Source organism: Actinomycetospora sp. CA-053990 (genome assembly GCF_050948445.1).
Classification (GTDB): domain Bacteria; phylum Actinomycetota; class Actinomycetes; order Mycobacteriales; family Pseudonocardiaceae; genus Actinomycetospora; species Actinomycetospora callitridis.
This window is the reverse complement of record NZ_CP192043.1, coordinates 138055-157624: the sequence shown is the minus strand read 5'-3', so window position 1 is coordinate 157624 and position 19570 is coordinate 138055. Positions and strand designations below refer to the sequence as shown.

General features: G+C 73.4%; 18 protein-coding genes and 1 riboswitch. Of the genes, 2 read left to right on the top strand and 16 right to left on the bottom strand.

What is annotated here, in order from left to right; genetic code table 11:
* Positions 1 to 2: 2 nt before the first annotated feature.
* The 7 genes from ACQPYN_RS00775 to ACQPYN_RS00745 all read right to left on the bottom strand — a co-directional run bounded on the left by ACQPYN_RS00775 (position 3) and on the right by ACQPYN_RS00745 (position 5696).
* Positions 3 to 839 (bottom strand): alpha/beta fold hydrolase, encoded by an 837-nt coding sequence (locus ACQPYN_RS00775; protein WP_433032109.1) that lies wholly within the window; start codon positions 837 to 839, stop codon positions 3 to 5.
* On the bottom strand, positions 836 to 1243 hold the full coding sequence (locus ACQPYN_RS00770) for a helix-turn-helix domain-containing protein (protein ID WP_274187324.1): 408 nt from the start codon (positions 1241 to 1243) through the stop codon (positions 836 to 838). The genes ACQPYN_RS00775 and ACQPYN_RS00770 overlap by 4 nt, the downstream gene beginning before the upstream one ends.
* Positions 1244 to 1248: 5 nt before the next feature.
* Positions 1249 to 1638: a hypothetical protein gene (locus ACQPYN_RS00765; RefSeq protein WP_433032105.1), complete on the bottom strand. Its 390-nt coding sequence runs from the start codon at positions 1636 to 1638 to the stop codon at positions 1249 to 1251.
* A 109-nt stretch (positions 1639 to 1747) separates the two neighbouring features.
* The gene (locus tag ACQPYN_RS00760; RefSeq protein ID WP_433032102.1) at positions 1748 to 1936 is read right to left on the bottom strand and encodes a hypothetical protein; all 189 of its coding nucleotides are present in this window, start codon (positions 1934 to 1936) and stop codon (positions 1748 to 1750) included.
* A 173-nt stretch (positions 1937 to 2109) separates the two neighbouring features.
* Positions 2110 to 3861, bottom strand: coding sequence for a PHA/PHB synthase family protein (locus tag ACQPYN_RS00755; protein WP_433032099.1), 1752 nt, complete (start codon positions 3859 to 3861; stop codon positions 2110 to 2112).
* Positions 3862 to 4003: 142 nt separating this feature from the next.
* Positions 4004 to 4873: a class I SAM-dependent DNA methyltransferase gene (locus tag ACQPYN_RS00750; RefSeq protein WP_433032096.1), complete on the bottom strand. Its 870-nt coding sequence runs from the start codon at positions 4871 to 4873 to the stop codon at positions 4004 to 4006.
* A 208-nt stretch (positions 4874 to 5081) separates the two neighbouring features.
* A complete protein-coding gene (locus ACQPYN_RS00745; RefSeq protein ID WP_433032093.1) occupies positions 5082 to 5696 on the bottom strand; it encodes a hypothetical protein in 615 nt (204 codons plus the stop codon).
* A 166-nt stretch (positions 5697 to 5862) separates the two neighbouring features.
* Between ACQPYN_RS00745 and ACQPYN_RS00740 the strand changes: the two genes are divergently transcribed.
* Positions 5863 to 7107, top strand: coding sequence for an alpha-hydroxy acid oxidase (locus tag ACQPYN_RS00740; RefSeq protein WP_433032091.1), 1245 nt, complete (start codon positions 5863 to 5865; stop codon positions 7105 to 7107).
* Here the strand turns inward: ACQPYN_RS00740 and ACQPYN_RS00735 are convergent.
* From ACQPYN_RS00735 to ACQPYN_RS00705, 7 genes are all read right to left on the bottom strand, one after another.
* Entirely contained in the window at positions 7104 to 7583 is a 480-nt protein-coding gene (locus tag ACQPYN_RS00735) for a nitroreductase family deazaflavin-dependent oxidoreductase (protein WP_433032088.1), read from the bottom strand. The two genes, ACQPYN_RS00740 and ACQPYN_RS00735, sit on opposite strands and share 4 nt — an antisense overlap.
* Positions 7584 to 7603: 20 nt before the next feature.
* Positions 7604 to 8629 carry a hypothetical protein gene (locus ACQPYN_RS00730; protein WP_433032085.1) on the bottom strand — a complete coding sequence of 342 codons (1026 nt, stop codon included), beginning with the start codon at positions 8627 to 8629 and terminating at the stop codon, positions 7604 to 7606.
* A complete protein-coding gene (locus tag ACQPYN_RS00725) occupies positions 8626 to 9471 on the bottom strand; it encodes a hypothetical protein (RefSeq protein WP_433032082.1) in 846 nt (281 codons plus the stop codon). The genes ACQPYN_RS00730 and ACQPYN_RS00725 overlap by 4 nt, the downstream gene beginning before the upstream one ends.
* Positions 9472 to 9550: 79 nt before the next feature.
* The gene (locus tag ACQPYN_RS00720) at positions 9551 to 10585 is read right to left on the bottom strand and encodes an aldo/keto reductase (RefSeq protein ID WP_433032079.1); all 1035 of its coding nucleotides are present in this window, start codon (positions 10583 to 10585) and stop codon (positions 9551 to 9553) included.
* A 141-nt stretch (positions 10586 to 10726) separates the two neighbouring features.
* Positions 10727 to 12214, bottom strand: coding sequence for a GDSL-type esterase/lipase family protein (locus tag ACQPYN_RS00715; RefSeq protein WP_433032076.1), 1488 nt, complete (start codon positions 12212 to 12214; stop codon positions 10727 to 10729).
* A gap of 95 nt (positions 12215 to 12309) precedes the next feature.
* Positions 12310 to 13710, bottom strand: coding sequence for a purine-cytosine permease family protein (locus tag ACQPYN_RS00710; RefSeq protein WP_433032073.1), 1401 nt, complete (start codon positions 13708 to 13710; stop codon positions 12310 to 12312).
* A riboswitch (TPP riboswitch) is annotated at positions 13702 to 13829 on the bottom strand. (Overlaps the previous gene by 9 nt.)
* Positions 13830 to 13940: 111 nt before the next feature.
* On the bottom strand, positions 13941 to 15221 hold the full coding sequence (locus tag ACQPYN_RS00705; protein WP_433032070.1) for a DUF1996 domain-containing protein: 1281 nt from the start codon (positions 15219 to 15221) through the stop codon (positions 13941 to 13943).
* A gap of 412 nt (positions 15222 to 15633) precedes the next feature.
* Between ACQPYN_RS00705 and ACQPYN_RS00700 the strand changes: the two genes are divergently transcribed.
* Complete coding sequence (locus ACQPYN_RS00700) at positions 15634 to 16320, top strand: response regulator transcription factor (protein ID WP_274187338.1); 687 nt, start codon at positions 15634 to 15636, stop codon at positions 16318 to 16320.
* Between the two features lie 13 nt (positions 16321 to 16333).
* Here ACQPYN_RS00700 and ACQPYN_RS00695 read toward each other — a convergent pair whose 3' ends face one another.
* Complete coding sequence (locus ACQPYN_RS00695) at positions 16334 to 17869, bottom strand: ArnT family glycosyltransferase (RefSeq protein WP_433032066.1); 1536 nt, start codon at positions 17867 to 17869, stop codon at positions 16334 to 16336.
* Between the two features lie 58 nt (positions 17870 to 17927).
* Positions 17928 to 19568, bottom strand: a complete 1641-nt coding sequence (locus ACQPYN_RS00690; protein ID WP_433032063.1) for an NAD-dependent malic enzyme — start codon at positions 19566 to 19568, stop codon at positions 17928 to 17930.
* Positions 19569 to 19570 lie beyond the last annotated feature (2 nt).

Sequence of the window (19570 nt, the reverse complement as noted above, 5' to 3'; positions counted from 1 at the left end):
GGTTAGGCGTCCAGGAACTCCTCCACCACGCGCCCGAGCTCGTCGGGCCGGGTGAGCAGGCCGAGGTGCCCGCCCTCGTGGAGGTGCACGGTGCCGCGGGGGATCAGCGCGCCCATGACGTGGGCGTTGACCACGGGGATGACCGGGTCACGACGGCCCGCGAGCACCAGCGTCGGCGCCCCGATGAACGGCAGCACCGGCAGGCTCGTCCAGCTCATGAGGGCCATGAGCTGGAAGAGGTACGCGCGGAACATGACCGGGTGCACGCGGGAGAACACCGCGTCGACGGCCGCCTGGGACTCGCCCTGGTAGATCTCCGCGCCGGCCTCGCGCCGGTAGGACTGGTCGTTGTAGCGCCGGGGCGTGAGCATCTTCGCCAGCACGGTGAGGCGTGCGGGCACCATCATCGCGCCCGTCCCCGTGCTCACCAGCGCGAGCCGCGCGGTGCGGTCGGGGTGCTGCAGCGCGAACTGCTGGGCGATCCCGCCGCCCCACGACAGGCCGAGGATGTCGGCCTTGCCGTAGCCGAGGTCGTCGAGCAGACCGCGCACGAGCATGGCGAGCCCCGCCATCGGCAGGGGCACCCACGGCAGCGGCGAGCCGCCGATGCCCGGGACGTCGAAGCGCACGACGGGCCGCTCGGGGTCCAGCGCCTCGACGAGCGGGTCGAACAGCTCGAGGCTCGCGCCGATCCCGTTGACCAGCACCAGCGGCAGGCGCCCGGGCGCCCCGGGGCGGTGCGCGACGTGCACGCGGTGCCCGAGGACGGTGCGGTCGTGGTGGTCGTCGGGCGCGGGACGGGGGGACGGCTCGGGGTCCGAGACCAGGAGGGCGCTCACGATGTCGACCTCCCGTCGGGTGAGCCGGTGACGTAGCTGCGGTACACGGAGATCAGGGCCTCCTTCTGGGCGTCCGAGAGCCGGGAATCGGCGCGGATCGCCCGCTCGGTCGACGACGGCGCACCGTCGTCGCCGGACGTGGGGTGCCCACCGGCCTGCTCACGCACCAGGCCCGCCTGCAGCAGCAGGGTCTCGGCCGAGATGTCGAGGGCCTCCGCGATCGAGTGCAGCACGCGCACGGACGGTTCGTGGAGCCCCCGCTCGACCTGACTGAGGTAGGGGTTCGAGATGTTGCTGAGGGCCGAGAGCTGCCGCAACGAGAGGCGGGCGAGCTTGCGCTGGCTCCGGATGAACCCGCCGAGCGCGCGGCGGTGGTCCTCCCAGGGCCCGCCCGGGTGCGACACCTCGGTCAGCGGCGCGCGGCGGGCGGCGTGACGAGCGTCAGCGGCCGCAGCGCGGGCCCCATGGCGCCGAGCACATGGTGCGCGGCGGAGCGCTGCGCCTCGAGGAGCTGTACGCCGGTGTCGTAGAAGCGGTCGACGGCCTCCACGGCGGTGTGCGGCACGCCGGCGGAGCCGAGGGCCCCGCCGAAGGAGTTGCCGAACGAATTGCCGAAGGAGTTGCCGGACGGGGTGCCGGACGTGTCGGCGCCGAGGACGCTGCCGACGCCGGGGATGCCGCGCAGTACGGCGGTCCAGCTCTCGGCGACGGAGCCGGCGAACCGGATCCCTGCCTCCTGGGCCTGGGCGATCACGTCGAGGGCCTGGTCGCGGGCCTCGTCGGCGGTCGGGGTGGCCATGGTGGATTCCTCCGCGTCGTCGGTGACAGCGCTCAGTTTACCAAGCACCCACCGTCGCGAGTCCCGGCGCGGTGGCACCGGCCACACGTGGGACGGCGATTCCCGCGATTCAGAGCGGCGGGAGCGACGCGAGGAGCCGCTCGCGTGCCTCGGCCGTCCGGGAGGAGCAGGACGTGCACGGGCACCGCGCCTCCCGGCCGGCGAGCAGGAGGTCGAGACGCAGGAACACGGGGTCGTACCCCGGCCCCACGGCCTCGTCCACCTTCCGACGCAGGACGACGGACGCGTGACGGTTCATGGTCCCCCACACCCTCAGGGCGGCGACGGAGCGACGTGTTGCGCAGAGCGAGGAGTGAAATGCGCTCTACGCAACACCGTGGCGGCCTCGGCGAGGTCCGTCAACCGACGATCGGGTGCGGGGGGCCTCGCGTTACCCAGCCTTGACCGGGCGAAACGCGCGGGCGACCGGGATCAGGCGGTGCCGAGGACGTACGAGCCCGGCGCGTCGCCCAGCGGCGGGTGGGCGTCCGAGCCGGTGGGCGGCGGGGTGCGCATGCCGCCGGCGCGCTCGCCGATCCAGTCGCGCCACGGCTCCCACCAGGAGCCCGCGACCTCGCTCGCCCGCTGCAGCCAGGTGTCGGCATCCGGCGCGGACTCGCCGCCGACCGTGCCGATCCAGTGCTTGGCCTTCTTCCCGGGCGGGTTGACGACCCCGGCGATGTGCCCGCCGTTGGACAGGGTGAACGTGACGTCGCCGCCCAGCAGGCCGGTCGAGGTGAACGACGTGCGCCACGGCGCGATGTGGTCGTTCACGGCCCCGACGATGAACGTGTCGTTCGTGACCGACTTCAGCGACAGGTGCTCGCCGAGCAGCTCGAGCTCGCCGCGTGCCAGCTCGTTCTCCAGGTAGAAGTGCCGCAGGTAGAAGGCGTGCATCTTCGCGGGCATGCGCGTGGAGTCGTTGTTCCAGGCGAGGATGTCGAACGCCGGCGGCGTCTTGCCCTCGAGCCAGTTCGGCCCGACGTAGTTGAAGATCAGGTCGTTGGCGCGCAGCAGGTCGAAGGTGCCGGCCATCGAGTCGGCCGGCAGGTAGCCGGTCTTCGCCATCTTGCGCTCGAGCCGCTCGACGATCTCCGGGTCGACGAAGCTCGCGACGGGTCCGGGGTCGGAGTAGTCGAGCAGGGTGTTCTGCAGCGTCAGCGAGTTGACGCGGTCGCCCTGGCCCCGGGAGTGGAGCATCGCGGTGGCGATCGTGGCCATCAGCCCGCCGAGGCAGAGCCCGACGAGGTTGACCTTGTCCGCCCCGGTGATCTCCTGGACGACGTCCATCGCGGCCAGGTCGCCGAGCTCGAGGTAGTCGTCGAGGCCCGTCTCGGCCATGGACTCGTCGGGGTCGCGGTAGCTGATGACGAAGACCGTGTGGCCGTGCTGGACGGCCCACTCGAGGAAGCTGCGACCCGGCGCGAGATCCATGACGTAGTACTTGTTGATCCACGGCGGGCTCACGAGGATCGGGATCTCGTGGACCTCGTCGGTCTGCGGCTCGAACTGGATGAGCTCCATGAGCCGGTTGCGGTAGACGACCTTGCCCGGCGTCGCGGCGAGCTCCTGGCCGACCCGCAGGTTCGTCCGGTCGACCTGCTGGGGGCGGCCCTGGTTGGTCGCGAGGTCGTCGAGCATCTGGCGGAAGCCCGACAGCACGCTCGAGCCGCCGGTCTCGAACGCCCGCTTGAGGGCGGCCGGGTTGCCGGGGAGCAGGTTGGTGGGCGAGAGGACGCTGCCCAGCACGTCGGCGAGCAGGCCGGCCCGCTCGCGGGAGGAGTCGTCGAGCCCGGCGGCGTCGACGAGGTCGTGCAGCGTCGCCACCAGCGCGAGGTATTCCTGGCGGAGCCCCCAGTAGACGGGGTTCTCCTCCCAGGTGGTGTCACGGAAGCGGCCGTCCTTCTCCACCGGCACCGGCCCGTCGGCCGTCGAGCCGAGCGCCCGGGCGACGGCCGCCGTGCCGATGCGGGCGGTCAGGGCGGCGTGCGCGGCCACCACCCGGCCGACGTCGGCCGGGTGGGTCGCCAGGCCCTGGGCCACCTGCACGACGGTGCGTCCCCACAGGGCGGGGTCGGCCTCGGCCAGCAGATCGGCCGGCAGCAGCGACTCCAGCGTGGTGGCCACGTCGATGGTGGCACCCGGCACCGTCGCCGGGCGATTGCGGTGCGACTCCACGGTCATGCGAGGGGGACCTCCACGTCGACTCCCGGAGCGCGCCGTACTGGCGCGCTCCAGGGAGAAGTGTGCCCGTCTGGGACCTGGATCACACGGTTACCGACGGGTCGGAGGCCAGGCTCACGCCGGGAGCCCCACCCTGCGGGCCTCACCCCGCGAGCGGTCCGCGCTTGCGCGCGACGATCCCCTCGTAGAGCAGCGGGCTGCTGTCGGTGGCCAGGCGGTGCTGGAAACGCTCCCGGCGGACGACCTCCAGGGCGCCCGACCGGATCGACTCGCCGATCATGCCGCCGAAGCCGGAGGTGTCGGTCTCCTCCAGGAACGCGTCCTTGATCGTCATGACGACCCACCCGTCCGGCGCGATGAGGTCGTAGGCGGTGCGGAACGCGGCCGGCGGGATGTCGCCGAAGCCGAGGGCCGCCACCACCGTGAGGGTGTTCAGCCCGTGGGCGGCCAGGGCCTCGCGCTCCGACGCGGGCAGCGCCGTGAGGTCGGTGACGTGGTACCCGGCGTAGAGGCCGGGACGGTCGCGCTCGGCCGCGTCGCGGGCCTCGGGGAGGATGTCGACACCGACGGAGTGCTCGACGCCGACGGCGGCGAGCTCCTCGGCCATGATCCCGTTGCCCGCGCCGAGGTCCAGCACGCGCAGCGACCCGGCCGGGACGTCGGAGGACGCCAGGGCGTCGTTGAGCAGGCCCACCATGAAGCGCGGCGAGTCGCAGCCCAGCACGTCGTAGAAGATCTTCTCGTACAGCCCGCGGACGCCGAAGATGCGGTCGTAGTCGTGGAACCGGTACTCGGCCCACGAGCCGTCCGGCTCGGCCACGACGCACCACTCGTCGTCCTGGCTGAACTTGCTGCCGGGCTCGGGGAGGGCCAGCCGCAGGGCCGCCCGCGCGGCCTGGAGGTCGACGGGGTGGCCCGGGCCGGGCGCCGTGCCGTGTGGCGTGACCGGGGTGCGTCCGGTGACCTCGTGCTCGCGGCTCGTGCTCGAACCGTTGACCGCCGTGGGTGACATCGCCGACCTCTCGTCCCGTAGTCGCCCCACCTGGGGCGACGGAGCTGGACGCGGGCAGGAGGGATCACCCGCGTAGAGCATCACGCCCCTCCAGGGTCGTCAGGGCGCGCACGGAGGGTCAAGCGAAGTGGCGTCAATAGAATCAACGTCACGGCAGGTCCGGGCGCCGCTACCGGGCGCAACGGAGGCAGGTGAGAGGCCGATCGGCCTACCAGCCGGCGCCGCCGCCCCCCTGCCCGCCGCGCGGGTCGTAGCGGGTCGTGCGCTGGTCCCCGCCCGCGTACGGGCCCGGACGCTGCTGCTGCTGGTCGTAGGAGCCGTAGCGCTGGTCGTAGCGGCCGTCGTACTGCCGTCCGCCCCAACCGCCGGCGCTCACGGGCCGCACCGCCGTGCGCGAGACGCCCGAGAGCATCGAGATGATCGCCAGCCCGATCGCCGCATAGAGGATCGCGGTGGCGATGTGGTCGACGACGCCGCCGCGGGCGAGGAAGACCTGCAGCAGCAGGACCACGAGCACCAGCAGCACGATCGCCGAGAAGAACGTGGCCGGGCGGGGCGTGGTCAGCAGCAGCAGGTGCAGCAGGGCCGTGCCGGCGAGCGCCGCGATCGCCGCGCAGACCGGGATGATCGTGATCGCGTTGTCGACCAGCGCGCCGCTGCGCTGCGCGGTCTGGATGCCGAGGTCGAAGACGTTCGTGAGGATGAGCACGCCCACGATGGCGATCCCGGCGGCGACCACGGCCGTGGCGACCCCGCCGGCCCACAGCCGGCTGCCGATGACCTCGACGTCACCGTCGTCCCACGAGCGCTGCGGGTAGCTCACGACCTTCGTCCTCTCCCGACACCCTCCACCGGTCCCGGCGGAGTCCGGGTCGGTTGTACCGCACCGGCCCTCGCCACGGGGGGACCATCCCCGCGCGCTTGACGTGCCGCCCCCGGCGTCGTTCGGTAGGGGACGACCCGATCGCCGCGACGAGGAACGAGGACGGATGACGACCTCCGAGGAGCGACCGCTCCGCGTCCGCACCCCGCGGCGGCTGCCCCGCCCGTCGGAGCTGCGGCCCCTCCTGCGCCTGGCCCGGCCCGATCCCGACCCGACGCGCCGCCGCCTCGCGCGGGCGCACACCGTCGGCGACCTGCGGGAGATCGCCCGGCGCCGCACGCCGCGGGCGGTGTTCGACTACACCGACGGCGCCGCCGAGGGCGAGCGCTCGCTGAACCGGGCGCGGGAGGCGTTCGCCGCGCTCGAGTTCCGGCCCTCGGTGCTGCGCGACGTCTCGCACATCGACACCTCGACGACCCTGCTCGGCGGCCCGTCGGCGCTGCCCTTCGCCTTCGCCCCCACCGGGTTCACCCGGATGATGCACCACGCCGGCGAGCCGGCCGTGGCGCGCGTTGCCGGGCGCATCGGGGTGCCGCACACCCTCTCGACGATGGGTACGACGTCGCCGGCGGCCCTGGCCGCGGCCGCTCCGCACACCCGGCGCTGGTTCCAGCTCTACCTCTGGCGCGACCGGGCCGCGAGCGAGGAGGTCGTGCGCCGGGCGGCGGAGGCCGGCAACGAGGCGATCATGCTGACCGTGGACACCCCGGTCGGCGGGGCCCGCCTGCGCGACGCCTACAACGGGCTCACCATCCCGCCGGCCCTCACCGCGCGCACCCTGTTCGACATGGCGCGCCACCCGCACTGGTGGGCGAACGTCCTCACCACCGACCCGCTCGAGTTCGCGGCCCTGACGTCGTGGGAGGGCACGGTCGCCGAGCTCATCGACTCGATGTTCGACCCGGCGCTGACCCTCGACGACCTCACCTGGCTCCGATCCACGTGGAACGGACCGCTCGTGGTGAAGGGCGTACAGACCGCCGAGGACGCCCGGCGGGTGGTCGACGCCGGCGCCGACGCGGTGATCGTGTCGAACCACGGCGGGCGGCAGCTCGACCGCGCGCCCGTCCCCCTCGAGACGCTGCCGTCGGTGGTGGCCGAGGTCGGCGGGGAGGCCGAGGTCCTGCTGGACACCGGGATCATGTCGGGCGCCGACATCGTCGCCGCCGTCGCGCTCGGAGCCTCGGGCTGCCTGGTCGGCCGCGCGTACCTCTACGCGCTCATGGCCGGCGGCGAGCAGGGCGTCGACCACCTCGCGACGATCCTCACGGCCGAGATCCGCCGGACGATGGCGCTGCTCGGGGTGTCGTCGGTCAAGGACCTGACCCCGGACCACGTGCGGTTGCGCTAACTCCGTCGCGTCAGGATCACGAACGGGATCGTCCGCCCGACCTCGTCGGCCCGCTGCTGGTAGCCCGTGTACGGCGAGTAGGTCGCGGTCGCCGCGGGCCAGAGGCGCGCGCGCTCGGCGTCGGTGGCCACCCGCGCGTGCACCGGCCGGACCTCGTCGCGCACCTGGACGGTCGTGTCCGGGTGCGCCCTAAGGTTGTGGAACCAGGCGGGGTGGCGCGGGTGGCCGCCGTACGACGCGACGACCACCAGGTCGTCGGGGTGCTCCGGGTCGACGAAGTAGAGCAGCGGCGTCGTCCGGAGCCGGCCGCTGCGCGCCCCGACGTGGTCGAGCAGGAGCATCGTCGGCATGCCCGGGATCGAGTGCCCGAGCCGGCCGCCGGTGCGGCGATAGAGCGCGATGTGCGCCTTCGTCACCGCACCGACGACGGGCTTGAGGCGGTCGAGGGTGCGTCCGAAGTCCGGGGTGGAGACCATCGGCGCACCGTAGCGGCGACCTAGAGGGTCAGCAGCCGGTCGAAGAACTCCCGGTAGCGCTGCACGGCACGGCGCATCTCCTCGGTCGACGGCTCGCCGCCGAGGGAGTTCGGGTCCAGGGCGCTGCGCTGCTCGGTGAACGTGCGCGAGAGCTCCTCGAGCACCTCCCCGACCAGCCCGTCCGCCCTGGCCACCGCGTCCTGCGGACGGTCGACGAACATCATCCGGACGTCCTCCCACTGGGAGCGCCACTGCCCCGCGCGCTGCGGGTCGATGATCGTGTTGCCGCCCTCGGCGCCGTCTCCCGCACCGTGGCCGGCACCGTTCCCGACGCCGTGACCACCCTGCGCGCCCGCCGGCTCGCCGGGGGCGCCGGCGCCGCGGTCGGGCGGTCCGGGGTACGCGCCGTGCTGGTCACCGTGCTGCTGACCGCCGGCCCCGTACGGGTCGCCCTGGCCGGGCTGACCCGGCGTCGGCTGACCGGCACCGGGGCCGCCCGGGCCGACACCACCCGGGCCGACACCACCCGGGCCGACACCGCCCGGTGCCTGCCCGACCTGGTCGCCCGGCCCCGCCTGCCCCGGGCCGTACTGCTGGCCGGGAACCTGGCCCGCCTGGCCGGCCTGCTGCCCGTACGGGTCGCCGGGCTGGCCGCCGTACGCGCCGGCCTGCTGCCCGCCGTACTGGTCACCGCCGTACTGGTCACCCCCGTACTGGTCACCGCCGTACTGGCCGGGCTGCTGACCGCCGTACTGGTCCTGGCCGGGCTGACCGCCGTACTGGCCGCCGTACTGCTGGCCGCCGTACTGGTCACCGCCGTACTGGCCGCCGGGCTGCTGCCCACCGGGCTGGCCCTGGGGGGCGCCGCCGTGACGCTCGGCGAAACCGCCGTGCTCCGCGCCGTGCTGACCGCCGGCCGGGTCGCCGTACGGATCGCCGTAGGGGTCACCGGCCTGCCGGCTCTGCCGCGGGTCCTCGTCGTACCCGCCCGGGCGCTCCTGACCTGCCGGACGCTCGGTGGTTCGACCCTGTTCGGGGTGGCTCATGCCCTGCGCTCCTGGTGTCCGTCGGGTCCGCCGGGCGCGGGAGGCGCCGACGGTGGCCGGCCCGGACCGACCGGACCGCCCTGCGGCGCGCCCTGGGCGGGCGCTCCCCCGGGAGGCGCACCCTGCCCGGGCGCTCCTGCGGGCGGCGGCTGGTGGATGCGTTCCGTGCCGGCGTCGGGGTGCCCGATCTGCTGGTCGCCGGCACCCCGGGGCGAGCCCTGGATCCGCTCGGTCGTGCCGTTCTGCTGGTGCCGGCCCTGCTGGTCGTGCCGGTCGTGCTGGCCGTGCTGGCCGTGTCCCGCGCCGCCGTCGTCGTCCAGCATCGCCTCGACGAGGGTGCGGAACGACGTGAAGGCGTAGCGGAGGTCCTCGGTGCTCGCCGTGCCCTGCCGGTGGGAGGTGACGACGTCCTGGGCCCGCCGGTAGTCGTCGACGAGGTGGGGCTGGGCGACCGAGAGGTCGTCCGTGCGGCGCTGGCCGTCCTCCACCGGGTAGCCGCGCTGGCGCATGATCGTCACCAGCAGGGCGTCCGCGTGCTCGACGGCACCACCGGGGTTGTCGACGAACCCGCGCTGGACCTGCTGCCAGTCCGCCTGCAGGCGCTCACGCTCGTCGGGCTGCAGCGGCCGGAGCTGGTGCTGGTCGTGGCGTTCCTTGCGCTGCTGCAGCTCCTGCTCGGCCTGCTTGCGGTCGCCCGTCTCGGCGACCCGGCGCTCGTACTCGGGGCCGAACTGCTCGACGAGCTGCTGCTGCTTGCGCCTGCGCGCCAGGACGAGGGCGGCGACACCGGCGACGGCCAGCAGCACCACCACGATGATGATCACGATGGCGACGGTGCCCATCGGCAGACCCCTTCCGAGTGTTCCGAATCCTTCTGAGTGTTCCCGGTGACCGGGCGAGCGGTCTCGGCGTTCAAGGGAATTAGTTCCCCGCCGCCGACCGCTCCTCGCGTGGCCGGCGACGCTGGGCCACCTCGCCGATCGCCGGCGGCTCGTAGGAGACGTCGCCGGGGTTGGCGTCCACGCCGGGCGGGACGATCTCGTCGATGCGGTCGAGCACCTCGTCGTCGAGGGTGACCTCGGCGCCGGCGAGGACGTCGTCGAGCTGCTCCATCGTGCGCGGCCCGATGATCGCCGAGGTGACGGCCGGGTGGGACACGGCGAAGGCCATCGCCATGTGGACCATCGACAGGCCCGCCTCCTCCGCGAGCGGGATCAGCTGCTCGACCGCGTCGAGCTTGCGCTCGTCGGTGAAGCGGCCCGGGGTGCGCTGCGAGCGCTGCGTGCCGCCCTCCTGCCCTTTGCGGATCTTCCCGGTGAGCATGCCCATCGCCAGCGGGCTCCAGACGAGCGTGCCCATGCCGTAGCGGCGGCAGACCGGGAGCACCTCGCGCTCGATGCCCCGGTTGAGGATCGAGTACGGGGGCTGCTCGGTGCGGAAGCGCTGGAGGCCGCGCCGCTCGGCGACCCACTGGGCCTCGACGATGTCGGAGGCGGGGAAGGTCGACGACCCGATCGCCCGGACCTTGCCGCTGCGCACGAGGTCGGTGAGCGCCGAGAGCGTCTCCTCGACGTCGGTCTCGGGGTCGGGCCGGTGGATCTGGTAGAGGTCCAGGTGGTCGATCTGCAGGCGGCGCAGCGAGTTCTCGACCTCCTGCACGAGCCACCGTCGCGAGTTGCCGCGGTGGTTCGGGTCGTCGCCCATCGGGGCGTGCGCCTTGGTCGCGAGGACGACGTCGTCGCGGCGGCCTTGCAGCGCCTTGCCGACGATCTCCTCGGACTCGCCCTGTGCGTACACGTCGGCGGTGTCGACGAAGTTGATCCCGGCGTCCAGCGCCCTGTGAATGATCTTGATCGAGTCGTCGTGGTCGGTGTTGCCCCAGGCGCCGAACATCATGGCGCCGAGGCAGTACGGGCTCACCTTGATGCCGGTCCGGCCCAGCGTGCGCATCTTCACGAGCGCGTTGCTCCCTTCGGTCCACGTGAGCGAAGTTCCCGGCTATAGGCGGGAACTTCGCTCACGTAGCGAAGGGAGTGCCCCCTCGGGGCCGGTCCAAGCAGCCGAGCGCCGGGTGGTCGCAGGGAGGTCGGGAGGGGATCAGGGAGGCGGCACCGGGGAGGGCACGCCGACGCGGTCGACCACCGGGATCGTCAGGCGCAGCTCGCCGACGGCGGTGGGGTGGAACGGGTACCGGTCCTGGATCGACTGCAGGTCGGGGCCCAGGCCGTCGCCGTCCGGGACGCACAACGGGGACAGCGGCGGGGTCACGACGTCGAACCCGTACCGGCGCGCGCCGGCGGTCAGGACCTGGTTGAGCGCGGCGTTCCGGTCCGCCAGCAGCTGGATCTCCTCGGGGGTGAGTCCGGGGTACTGCAGCGGCCCGCGCGCGGTGGCGCACTGCGCGTCGGGGCGCAGCACGTCGTAGGAGGTGATGACGACGACGCGGGGGTGCGACGGCAGCGTCGCGAGGTCGGCGAGCAGGTCGGCGTAGTCGCGGTCGAACGCCGCCAGACGGTAGCCGAACTCGCCGGCGGTGAAGTTGTCGGCGCAGTCCGCCGCCGCATAGCAGTAGCCGATGAGGTCGGTCCAGTTCAGGTCGTTGGGGCCGACGGCGACGGCCACGAACGCCGGGTCCTCGACCTGCTTGAGCCGCCCGATCTGCGGCGGGACCGCCACGCCGCCCGCCTGCTGCGGACCACGTAGGCCGGCGGAGATGCGCGCCCCCGAGCAGGCGAGGTTGAGCACCTCGTCGCCGATCGCCGTCGAGATCTGGTGGGCGAGCGAGTCGGTGCTGCGGGCGCACGCGACGTCCTCGGCGGAGGCGCCCGGGGCGACCGGTCCACCGAGCCGGGCGACCCGCGAGTCCCCGATCACGACGCCCCGCACCCCGGACACGGTGGGCCCCACCGGCGACGGGGTGACGTGGTGGGCGCCGGTGAGGTCGGTGAGCGAGCGGGCGTCGCGCAGGCCCTGGGCCCCGACCACCGCGAGCACGCCGCTGACGCCCCACACGACCAGGGCCGCGGCGAGCGCCACCACCGTCGAGCGCGTGAGCGTCCGCGACAGGCGCCGGGCGACCACGGCGGGCCGCGCGCCCGCGCCCGAGCGGCGCACGGTGAACCGCAGCATCGCGAGCACGCGCAGCGAGCCGACGAGCCCGCAGATGCCGAGCACGACCGCGACCAGGATCAGCGTGGCCCAGCCGTACCAGTGCTCGAAGCCGGTGACGATCGCCGAGAGCGCGTCCGCCGGGCTGCGGCCCTGCGCGAGGGCGGCCACGGCGTCGCCCGCGGTCGCGTTGCGCTGCACCGGGCCGATCGTCAGCTGCGGGCGCAGCGGCCCGTAGATCGCGACGTCGGGGACGTCGAGGCTGGTGTTGCCGATCTGGACGATGCGCGGCGGGCCCGACACCGTCGCCGTCGGCGCCTGGGCCCCGACGCTGAGCCGCTGCCCGAGCACCTCCACGTCCTGGTCGGGCGTCAGCGCGACGGCCGCCCAGACCCCGCCGACGACGCACGCGACGACCAGCAGCAGCGTCAGCGGCGAGCGCAGCTCACGCGCCCATCCGCGCAGGTGACCCGCCATTCGGCCCCCTCCGCGCGTCGGTGTCGTCGTCCGGCTCTCCAGCCGTACAGGACCGACCCGGCCGCCGTCACCGGGGCGGATGTCACGTCAGGAGGTCACGTCCGGCGCCGTTGCTCCAGACGCGCCAGCACCGCGGCCGCGAGGACGGCGACGAGGAACGACGACAGCGACGCGGACAGCCACGACGGCGGCACGAACCCGATCGCCTCGCGCAGGTGCGTCCAGGCGTCCGACCAGACGGGCGCGCCGCCCGGGTTGATCAGCTGGTAGACCACGAGCCCGATCACCCAGGCCACGACCATCAGCGGGCGGGACGGCGCCCAGCGGGAGAGGTCGCCGGAGACGTAGCGCAGCGGAGCTCGACCATCCGGCCCTGCGGTGCCGCGGCGCACGAGAGCATCGCCGACACCCACCCCGAGCAGGGGCACGAAGACCGAGCCGATCACGGCGAGGAACACCGCGTAGTCATCGATCGTGACGCCCAGGGCGAGCACGGTGATCATGGTCCCGATCACCAGGCAGAGAATCCGGCGGTCGGCGCGCGGGGCGAGGTTCTGCACCGAGACCGCGGTCGAGTAGACGTTCGCGAACGACTGGTCGGTCTCGCGGGCCGTGAGCACGAGCAGCGCGACCAGCCCGAGGGGCGCGGCGAGCATCGGGGCGAACACCTCGTCGCCGTTGCCCCCGACCAGCGCGAGCGCGGCCAGGCCAACGACGAAGCACACGATCTGGGTGACCCCGTAGCCGACGGTCGCTGACGTGAAGGCCGTCGACACGCGCCGCGAGTGGCGGGAGAAGTCCGAGGCCACCGGGATCCACGACACCGCGACGGCGATCGCCGCGTCGGTGCCCGCCCAGAACCCCGCCCAGGAGCCGCCGGTGGAGGCGAGGTCGAGCTCGGGCCGCGTGAACAGCCACCAGGCGAGGTAGGCGACGGAGATCGCGACGAGCACCGTCACCACCCGCCGGAGCAGGCGCAGCATCCCGAGCGGGCGCAACGTGAGCACGGTCGTGACGACCCCCGCGCCCAGCACCCACGCCCACGTCGGCCCGCCGAGCGCGAGCGTGCCGGCCTGGGCGATGACGACGAGCTCGAACGTGCCCCAGCCGATGAGCTGCACGACGTTGAGCACCGACGGGATCCACGACAGCACCCCGCCGAACAGGCCGCGCAACAGCACCATCGCCGGCGCACCGGTGGCCGCACCGGGCATCGCGGAGAGCCCGACCATCGCGCTGCCGATCGCCGTGCCGACGACCGTCGCCACGATCGCGGCGGTGACCGTCAGCGGGGGCGCCCCCGCCGGCGCCAGGACGGCGAGCACTCCGGCGAAGCCGAGCAGGCTCACCCCGAGGTTGGCCCAGAAGGCGCCCTGGTCGAGGAAGCCCAGGGTCTTCGGCACGGGCCCGTCGAGGGTGGGGGCGACCTCGGCGGGGGCCTGGCCCGCGGCGGTGTCGCCGGGAGCGGGCCCGGACACGGACGACGACGTGCTCATCTGCAGCCTCCCTGCGCCGGCATGATCCGGATCAGGTTCGAACGGTCGGGACCGCTGCCGCTCGTCTCGCGGCCTGGTCCCCTCTCAGCCCGGTGGCCCGGACTCCCGTGAGCGCCGGTCGGCGCCTGCCCCGACCGTATGTCGCCGGGCGCACGAACGCGAGGGGCCGCCCGCCGTGATCGTTCAGATCACGGTGGACGGCCCCTCGTGGGTCGTGCGGAGCTACCCGGTCACTGCGGCAGGTTCGCGCAGGTCCGGTCCTCGTTGATGCAGGCCGCACCCGCGTCGTTCGAGTCCTGGCTGGCCAGGTTCTCGAAGTCGGAGTGGTCGGTCTTCGGGTCGTGCTGCTCGTTCGGGAAACTGTCGACCTGGAACGTGCGACCCTCGGGCTGGTCGTAGGTCAGCGTGATCCGCAGCGCCGGGATCGGCGTGAAGCCGTCGGAGCAGTTGCCCTCGTCGTCCGGGAACGCCATGTGGTCCCGGAAGTTCTTCGACTCGAGGTTCTGGCCGTCCCAGCAGCTCGGGTAGTCGAGCAGGCGCATCAGCCGCCCGCCCCCGCCGCAGATCGGGTACTGCTCGGTGACCCGGTCCTGGGCGTTGGAGCACGTGTACTTGGCGTTGACGTTCTCGCCGTTCTGCGCGCCCTGCTTCGCGTTACCCATGATCATCATGAGATGCGTGGGCATCGGCTCGACCTGCTCGTCGCCGTGACCGCGGAAGGTCAGCTGCGCGGACCGGGGCTGGAGGATCGATCCGCGGTTGCCGTCGAGGCTGCCGCCGTCCTCGCCCTCGTCGGGGCTCTGGCCGTTGGTGTCGCGCAGGACCGGCCAGAAGAAGGTCGACTGGTCCTCGTTGACGCACGACGTCCCGGCCTGCTCGAGCGAATCGTCGTCCGAGTCGGCGTTCGTGCTCTGGTTGCCGACGTAGTCGTGGACGTGCTGGGCACCGTTCCGCTTGCCCGGCGCGGCCATGTAGTTGTCGGAGTTGTTGTGGTCGCTCACGCCGCAGTCGACGGAGTACGACCCGCCGGAGAAGGCGCCACCGTCGCCGATGTTGCCGTTGGCCTCGACGTCGTTGATGTCGACGTAGTCGCCGTCGTCGGCGTCCGCGGCCTCGTCGCGGCCCGGGAACGGGTCGGCGGCCTCGGCGGCCTCGACGGCCGCGCCCTCGTTGTCGGCGTCGACCTCGCCCTCGTCCTGGGTCATCCCGTTGTTCTCGTCGCCACGGCGTTCGTCGCCGCCGTCACCCTGGCCGTCCTCGCCGGCGTTGTCGCCGCCGTTCTGGTCGTCCTGGGCGTTGGACTCCTGGCCGTCACCGGTCCCGGAGCCTTCGTCCGAGTTCTCGTCGCCCGAGCCCTCCTCGGAGTCACCGGAGCCCGAGTCGGACTCGTCGCTCGAGAGGGCGCTGAGGATGCCGGAGTCACCGGAGTCCGAGTCGGCGAAGGCCGAGCCGGCGACGGTGACCACACCGCCGGTGACCAGCAGCGCAGCCACGATCGCGAGGATGCGCATGGGGAGTGTTGTGCGATGTCGTCCGCGTCGGGGCACGGGGAACCTCCTGACGGTGCCCGGGGCGCCGGGACGGGGGAGCTCGTCCGGGGTCGACGCCGGGGGACACGGGTGTCCTGGTGTCGGCGGAGCTCGGACGGCGGCAGCGAGGGGGAGCGTCGCCGTCCGGGCTCCGACGGGAGGTCACGGTAGGGACACGACCGCTGGGCCGGGGCGGACCTGAGAAAACCTGTGACTCAGCGCCGCCCGCAGGCCCGCTCAGCGCGACGAAGGGACGGTCTATGCCGCCGAACGGACGAGTTCGTGCGCCGCTCGCCGCACCTGGCTCTCAGGAGAGCGCCGTTGGTGAGCATCACGTTCCCGCTCGCCGCTCGCCGATTGAACTCGGACGCGCGCCGCGTCAAGCTGGGCCGCGATGAGACCTGATCGTTATGCGGGCGCGGAGCGGGGCCGCGTGCTGTGTGTGGCCCCTTCCCATCGCACAACGAGCGTCCTCGTGGGGACGTTGCGGTCGCACGGCTTCGAACCCCAACTCCTTCGTGAGAGCTGGAGCGTCGGGGCGACCGCGCGGGCCAGCGGGGCACGCGCCGTGGTGCTCGACATCGAGATGCCCGGGCTGCGGCCGGTGGAGGTGCTCGCCGACCTCCACCGCGACGCCCCGCGCACGCCCGTCATCGCGCTGACCAGCCCCGAGGCCCGGGACCGCACCGTGTCGACCCTGCGCGCGACGCAGGACGACTACCTGGTGACGCCCTTCCCCATGGAGGAGCTGCTCGCGCGGCTGCGTCTGCGGCTGGGCGACGACCGCCCCACCGCCCAGCTGTTCCTGCGCCGCGGCGAGGTCATGGTGGACACCGCGCTCGAGCAGGTGTTCGTCGAGAGCAAGCCGGTGAGCCTCTCGCGCACCGAGTACGCCGTGGTCGACGCCCTCATCCGGCATCCCCGGGGTCAGGCGATGTCGCAGGAGCAGCTCGTGACCCGCGTGTGGGGCGGCCCGCCGACCTCGAACATCGTCGAGGTGTACATCGGCTACCTGCGCCGCAAGCTCGGCGCGGAGCGCATCCGCACCGTCCGGGGGCGCGGCTACATCCTCGAGGGCTGAGCCCCCGGGGCCCTCAGGGCTCCAGGACGAGGTGCCCCGCGCCGCGTCCGAGGACGTAGGTGGGCCAGCCCGGACCGGGACCGGTCTCGTAGGTCAGGATCCGGTCGGGGGGCTCCACCAGCGTGCGCTCGGCGTGCAGGAAGTTCAGGCGCAGCAGGAACCCCCCGACGGGACCGCTCGCGGCCAGCCGGGAGTCGACGACAGACATCAGCCGCGCACGGTCGCTGAACTGGTCGACGATGTCGCACCGGCAGGCGAAGGCGAGGGTGCCGATCTCGCCCGGCGCGAGAACGCTCTGATCCGGGGGCAGCACCCGGCCGAGCTGGGTGCCGGCTTCGATGTAGTCGGACGCGGTGGCCCAGTTCCCGAACACCGCCGGGTTCGGCCACGGCGTGCCCAGGCCGGTCTGGTGACCGACGCTGACGCCGGCGACGACGGCGAGCCCCGCGACCACGGCACCGGTGCGCCGCAGGCTGAGATCGGCGGCGCCGAGGGACGCGGCGAGGGTCAGCAGCGCCAGGGACGGGCAGTAGTACCAGATGTAGGACGAGACGCCCATGGCCGCGTACGCGGCGTAGTGCACCGCGCCGGCGAGCCCCGCCGCCACGATGACGCGGTCGGTGAGCCGGCCACGGCCCGCGATCCAGCGGACCGCCGACGCCACGACGGCGACGACGCCCACGCAGACCACGAGGCCGACCACGAGCATCGGGATCGGCCAGCGCTCGGCCATGAAGAGCGGCCCGTTGCCGAAGACCTCACCGCCGGGGAAGGCACCGCTGGTCTTGATGATGAGGCTGTCCGGCACGAAGCTGCCGAGCACGAACCACGACCAGATGTGCCACGGCAACGTCACCAGGGCTCCGACGCCCACCGCGAGCACCGCCTTGCGCGGCTGGCGGGGTGCGGCGGCCACGAAGAGCACCCCGACGAGGACGACGGCCGGCAGGGCGAGATCCGGGCGCGTGAGCACCGCGAGGCCGGTGACGATCCCCGTGGCGACCACCCGCCGCACGGTCGCGTAGCGCACCACCGCCACGAGCAGCGCCGCGACCAGGAACGACTCCATCCCGACAACCGAGGCGAAGATCGGCGACGAGACGATGAGCCCGACCGTCAGGACCCCGACGACGGCGCGCCGCAGGCCGAGATCCCCGGCCAGCTGACCGGCCCACACCGCCATCGCCGCCGTGGTGAGCACGAGCACCAGGCCGGCGGCCACCACCGGGCGACCCGTGACGAGGATGCCGCCGGCGAGCAGCCAGACGTTCAGGGGCGAGGTGGCGGAGTTCGCGTCCCGGAAGGGCGTGAGGCCCCAGTGCCCGTGCTCGACGACGTTCCGGGCGTAGTCGAGCGTGATGTAGGAGTCGTCGGGCATGCCCTTGTAGGCCACGAGGAACAGCAGCCCGCCGAGCAGCCCGCCGGCCGCCGCGAGGAGCGCCGTCCCCGACCACTGCCGCCGACGATCGACCCGCGGCGGATCGCCGTCGACGAGGGTCGGGACGTCACGGACCGGACGGGTGCCCGTCTCGTCGAGGCCGGTCGCCACGTCAGATCTCCTCGGGGTCCGGTACGCCAGCTGTCGACGCCCATATCACCACGGGGCGCTACGGGTGCTGGTACGTGGGCGTCCAGCGGGTCGAGCGGACGACCGCGCGCAGCTCGTCCTCGCTGCGCGCCGGTGCGACACCGTCGGCCACCGCCTGCACGGCGACCGCCACGGCGATGTCCTCGGCCACCGCGCGGACGTCGGCCCACGGCGGGAGCAGCGGGGCGTCCGCGTCCCGCAGGGCGGGCGAGGCGGCGCCCAGCGCGCGGGCCGCGGCGCGCATCATCGCGTCGGTGACCCGGGTGGCCTGCGCGGCGGTCACGGCGAGGCCCATCGCCGGGAAGATGTAGACGTTGTTGCACTGCGCGACGGGCACCTCGCGGTCGCCGCGGCGCAGGGGCGCGAACGGCGAGCCGGCCGCGACGAGGGCACGGCCGTCGGTCCACGCGTCGAGGTCCGCGGGCCGGGCCTCGGCGTTGGCCGTCGGGTTGGACAGCGGGAAGACGATCGGCCGCGCGACCTTCCCCGCCATCGTCCGCACGATCTGCTCGGTGAACGCGCCGGCCGCGGTGGACAGGCCGAGCAGCACCCCGACGGTGACGTGCTCGACGACGTCGGCGAGCTGCGGCAGGCCGTCGATCCCCCACCCCGCGACGACGGCGGGATCGACGGCGAAGCGGCGCTGGGCCTCGGAGAGGTCCTCGCGGTCGGCGGTGAGCAGGCCGCGGACGTCGACCAGCCAGCAGCGGGCGTAGGCGTCGGCCTCCGAGAGCCCCTCGTCGACCATCTCCTGGGCCACCATCTCCATGACCCCGACACCGGCCGAGCCGGCGCCGAGCATGACCACCTGCTGGTCGCGCAGCCGCGTCCCGGCGACGTCGGTGGCTCCGCGCAGCGCACCGAGCGCGACGGCGGCGGTGCCCTGGATGTCGTCGTTGAAGGTCAGCAGCCGGTCCCGGTAGCGCTGCAGGATCGGCAGGGCGTGGGGCGTGGCGAAGTCCTCCCACTGCAGCAGCACGTCGGGCAGCTCCGCACGGACGGCCTCGACGAAGCGGTCGACGAACTCGGTGTAGGCGTCCTCGTCGATGCGGTGGTGGCGCCAGCCGAGGTAGAAGGGGTCCTCGAGGAGCGCGGCGTTGTCGGTGCCCACGTCGAGCAGGATCGGCAGGGTGCGGGCGGGGTCGATGCCGCCGATCAGCGTGTAGAGCGAGAGCTTGCCGATCGGGATGCCCATGCCGCCGACGCCCTGGTCGCCGATGCCGAGGATGCGCTGGCCGTCGGTGACGACGATGACGTCGACCTCCTCCTGGGGCCGGTTGCGCAGCGCCTCCCGCAGGTGCTCGCGGTCCGGCCACGACAGGTACAGGCCGCGGGGACGCCGCCAGATCTCGGAGAAGCGCCGGCAGCCCTCCGCCACCGTCGGCGTGTAGACGAGAGGGAGGGTCTCCGGGACGTGCGCGGCGAGCAGCGCATAGAAGAGGCGCTCGTTGCGGTCCTGGAGCGAGCGCAGGTAGACGTAGCGGTCGAGGTCGCTCGAGAGCCGCTGGACCTCCGACCAGCACCGACCGATCTGTTCCTCGAGGGTCTGCACCCCGGCCGGGAGCAGCCCGAGCAGGCCACGCTCCCGCCGTTCCTCCGGGCTGAACGCGGTCCCCTTGGTGTGCTGGGGGTCCGCCAGCAGCCGCCGTCCTCGTTCCACGG

What these genes read in the sequence shown, in the direction of transcription:
- ACQPYN_RS00700 (WP_274187338.1), top strand. Translation starts at nt 15,634, where the DNA reads ATGAGACCTGATCGTTATGCGGGCGCGGAGCGGGGCCGCGTGCTGTGT.
- ACQPYN_RS00705 (WP_433032070.1), bottom strand. Translation starts at nt 15,221, where the DNA reads ATGCGCATCCTCGCGATCGTGGCTGCGCTGCTGGTCACCGGCGGTGTG.
- ACQPYN_RS00710 (WP_433032073.1), bottom strand. Translation starts at nt 13,710, where the DNA reads ATGAGCACGTCGTCGTCCGTGTCCGGGCCCGCTCCCGGCGACACCGCC.
- ACQPYN_RS00725 (WP_433032082.1), bottom strand. Translation starts at nt 9,471, where the DNA reads ATGGGCACCGTCGCCATCGTGATCATCATCGTGGTGGTGCTGCTGGCC.
- ACQPYN_RS00765 (WP_433032105.1), bottom strand. Translation starts at nt 1,638, where the DNA reads ATGGCCACCCCGACCGCCGACGAGGCCCGCGACCAGGCCCTCGACGTG.
- ACQPYN_RS00730 (WP_433032085.1), bottom strand. Translation starts at nt 8,629, where the DNA reads ATGAGCCACCCCGAACAGGGTCGAACCACCGAGCGTCCGGCAGGTCAG.
- ACQPYN_RS00735 (WP_433032088.1), bottom strand. Translation starts at nt 7,583, where the DNA reads ATGGTCTCCACCCCGGACTTCGGACGCACCCTCGACCGCCTCAAGCCC.
- ACQPYN_RS00750 (WP_433032096.1), bottom strand. Translation starts at nt 4,873, where the DNA reads ATGTCACCCACGGCGGTCAACGGTTCGAGCACGAGCCGCGAGCACGAG.
- ACQPYN_RS00715 (WP_433032076.1), bottom strand. Translation starts at nt 12,214, where the DNA reads ATGGCGGGTCACCTGCGCGGATGGGCGCGTGAGCTGCGCTCGCCGCTG.
- ACQPYN_RS00740 (WP_433032091.1), top strand. Translation starts at nt 5,863, where the DNA reads ATGACGACCTCCGAGGAGCGACCGCTCCGCGTCCGCACCCCGCGGCGG.
- ACQPYN_RS00760 (WP_433032102.1), bottom strand. Translation starts at nt 1,936, where the DNA reads ATGAACCGTCACGCGTCCGTCGTCCTGCGTCGGAAGGTGGACGAGGCC.
- ACQPYN_RS00755 (WP_433032099.1), bottom strand. Translation starts at nt 3,861, where the DNA reads ATGACCGTGGAGTCGCACCGCAATCGCCCGGCGACGGTGCCGGGTGCC.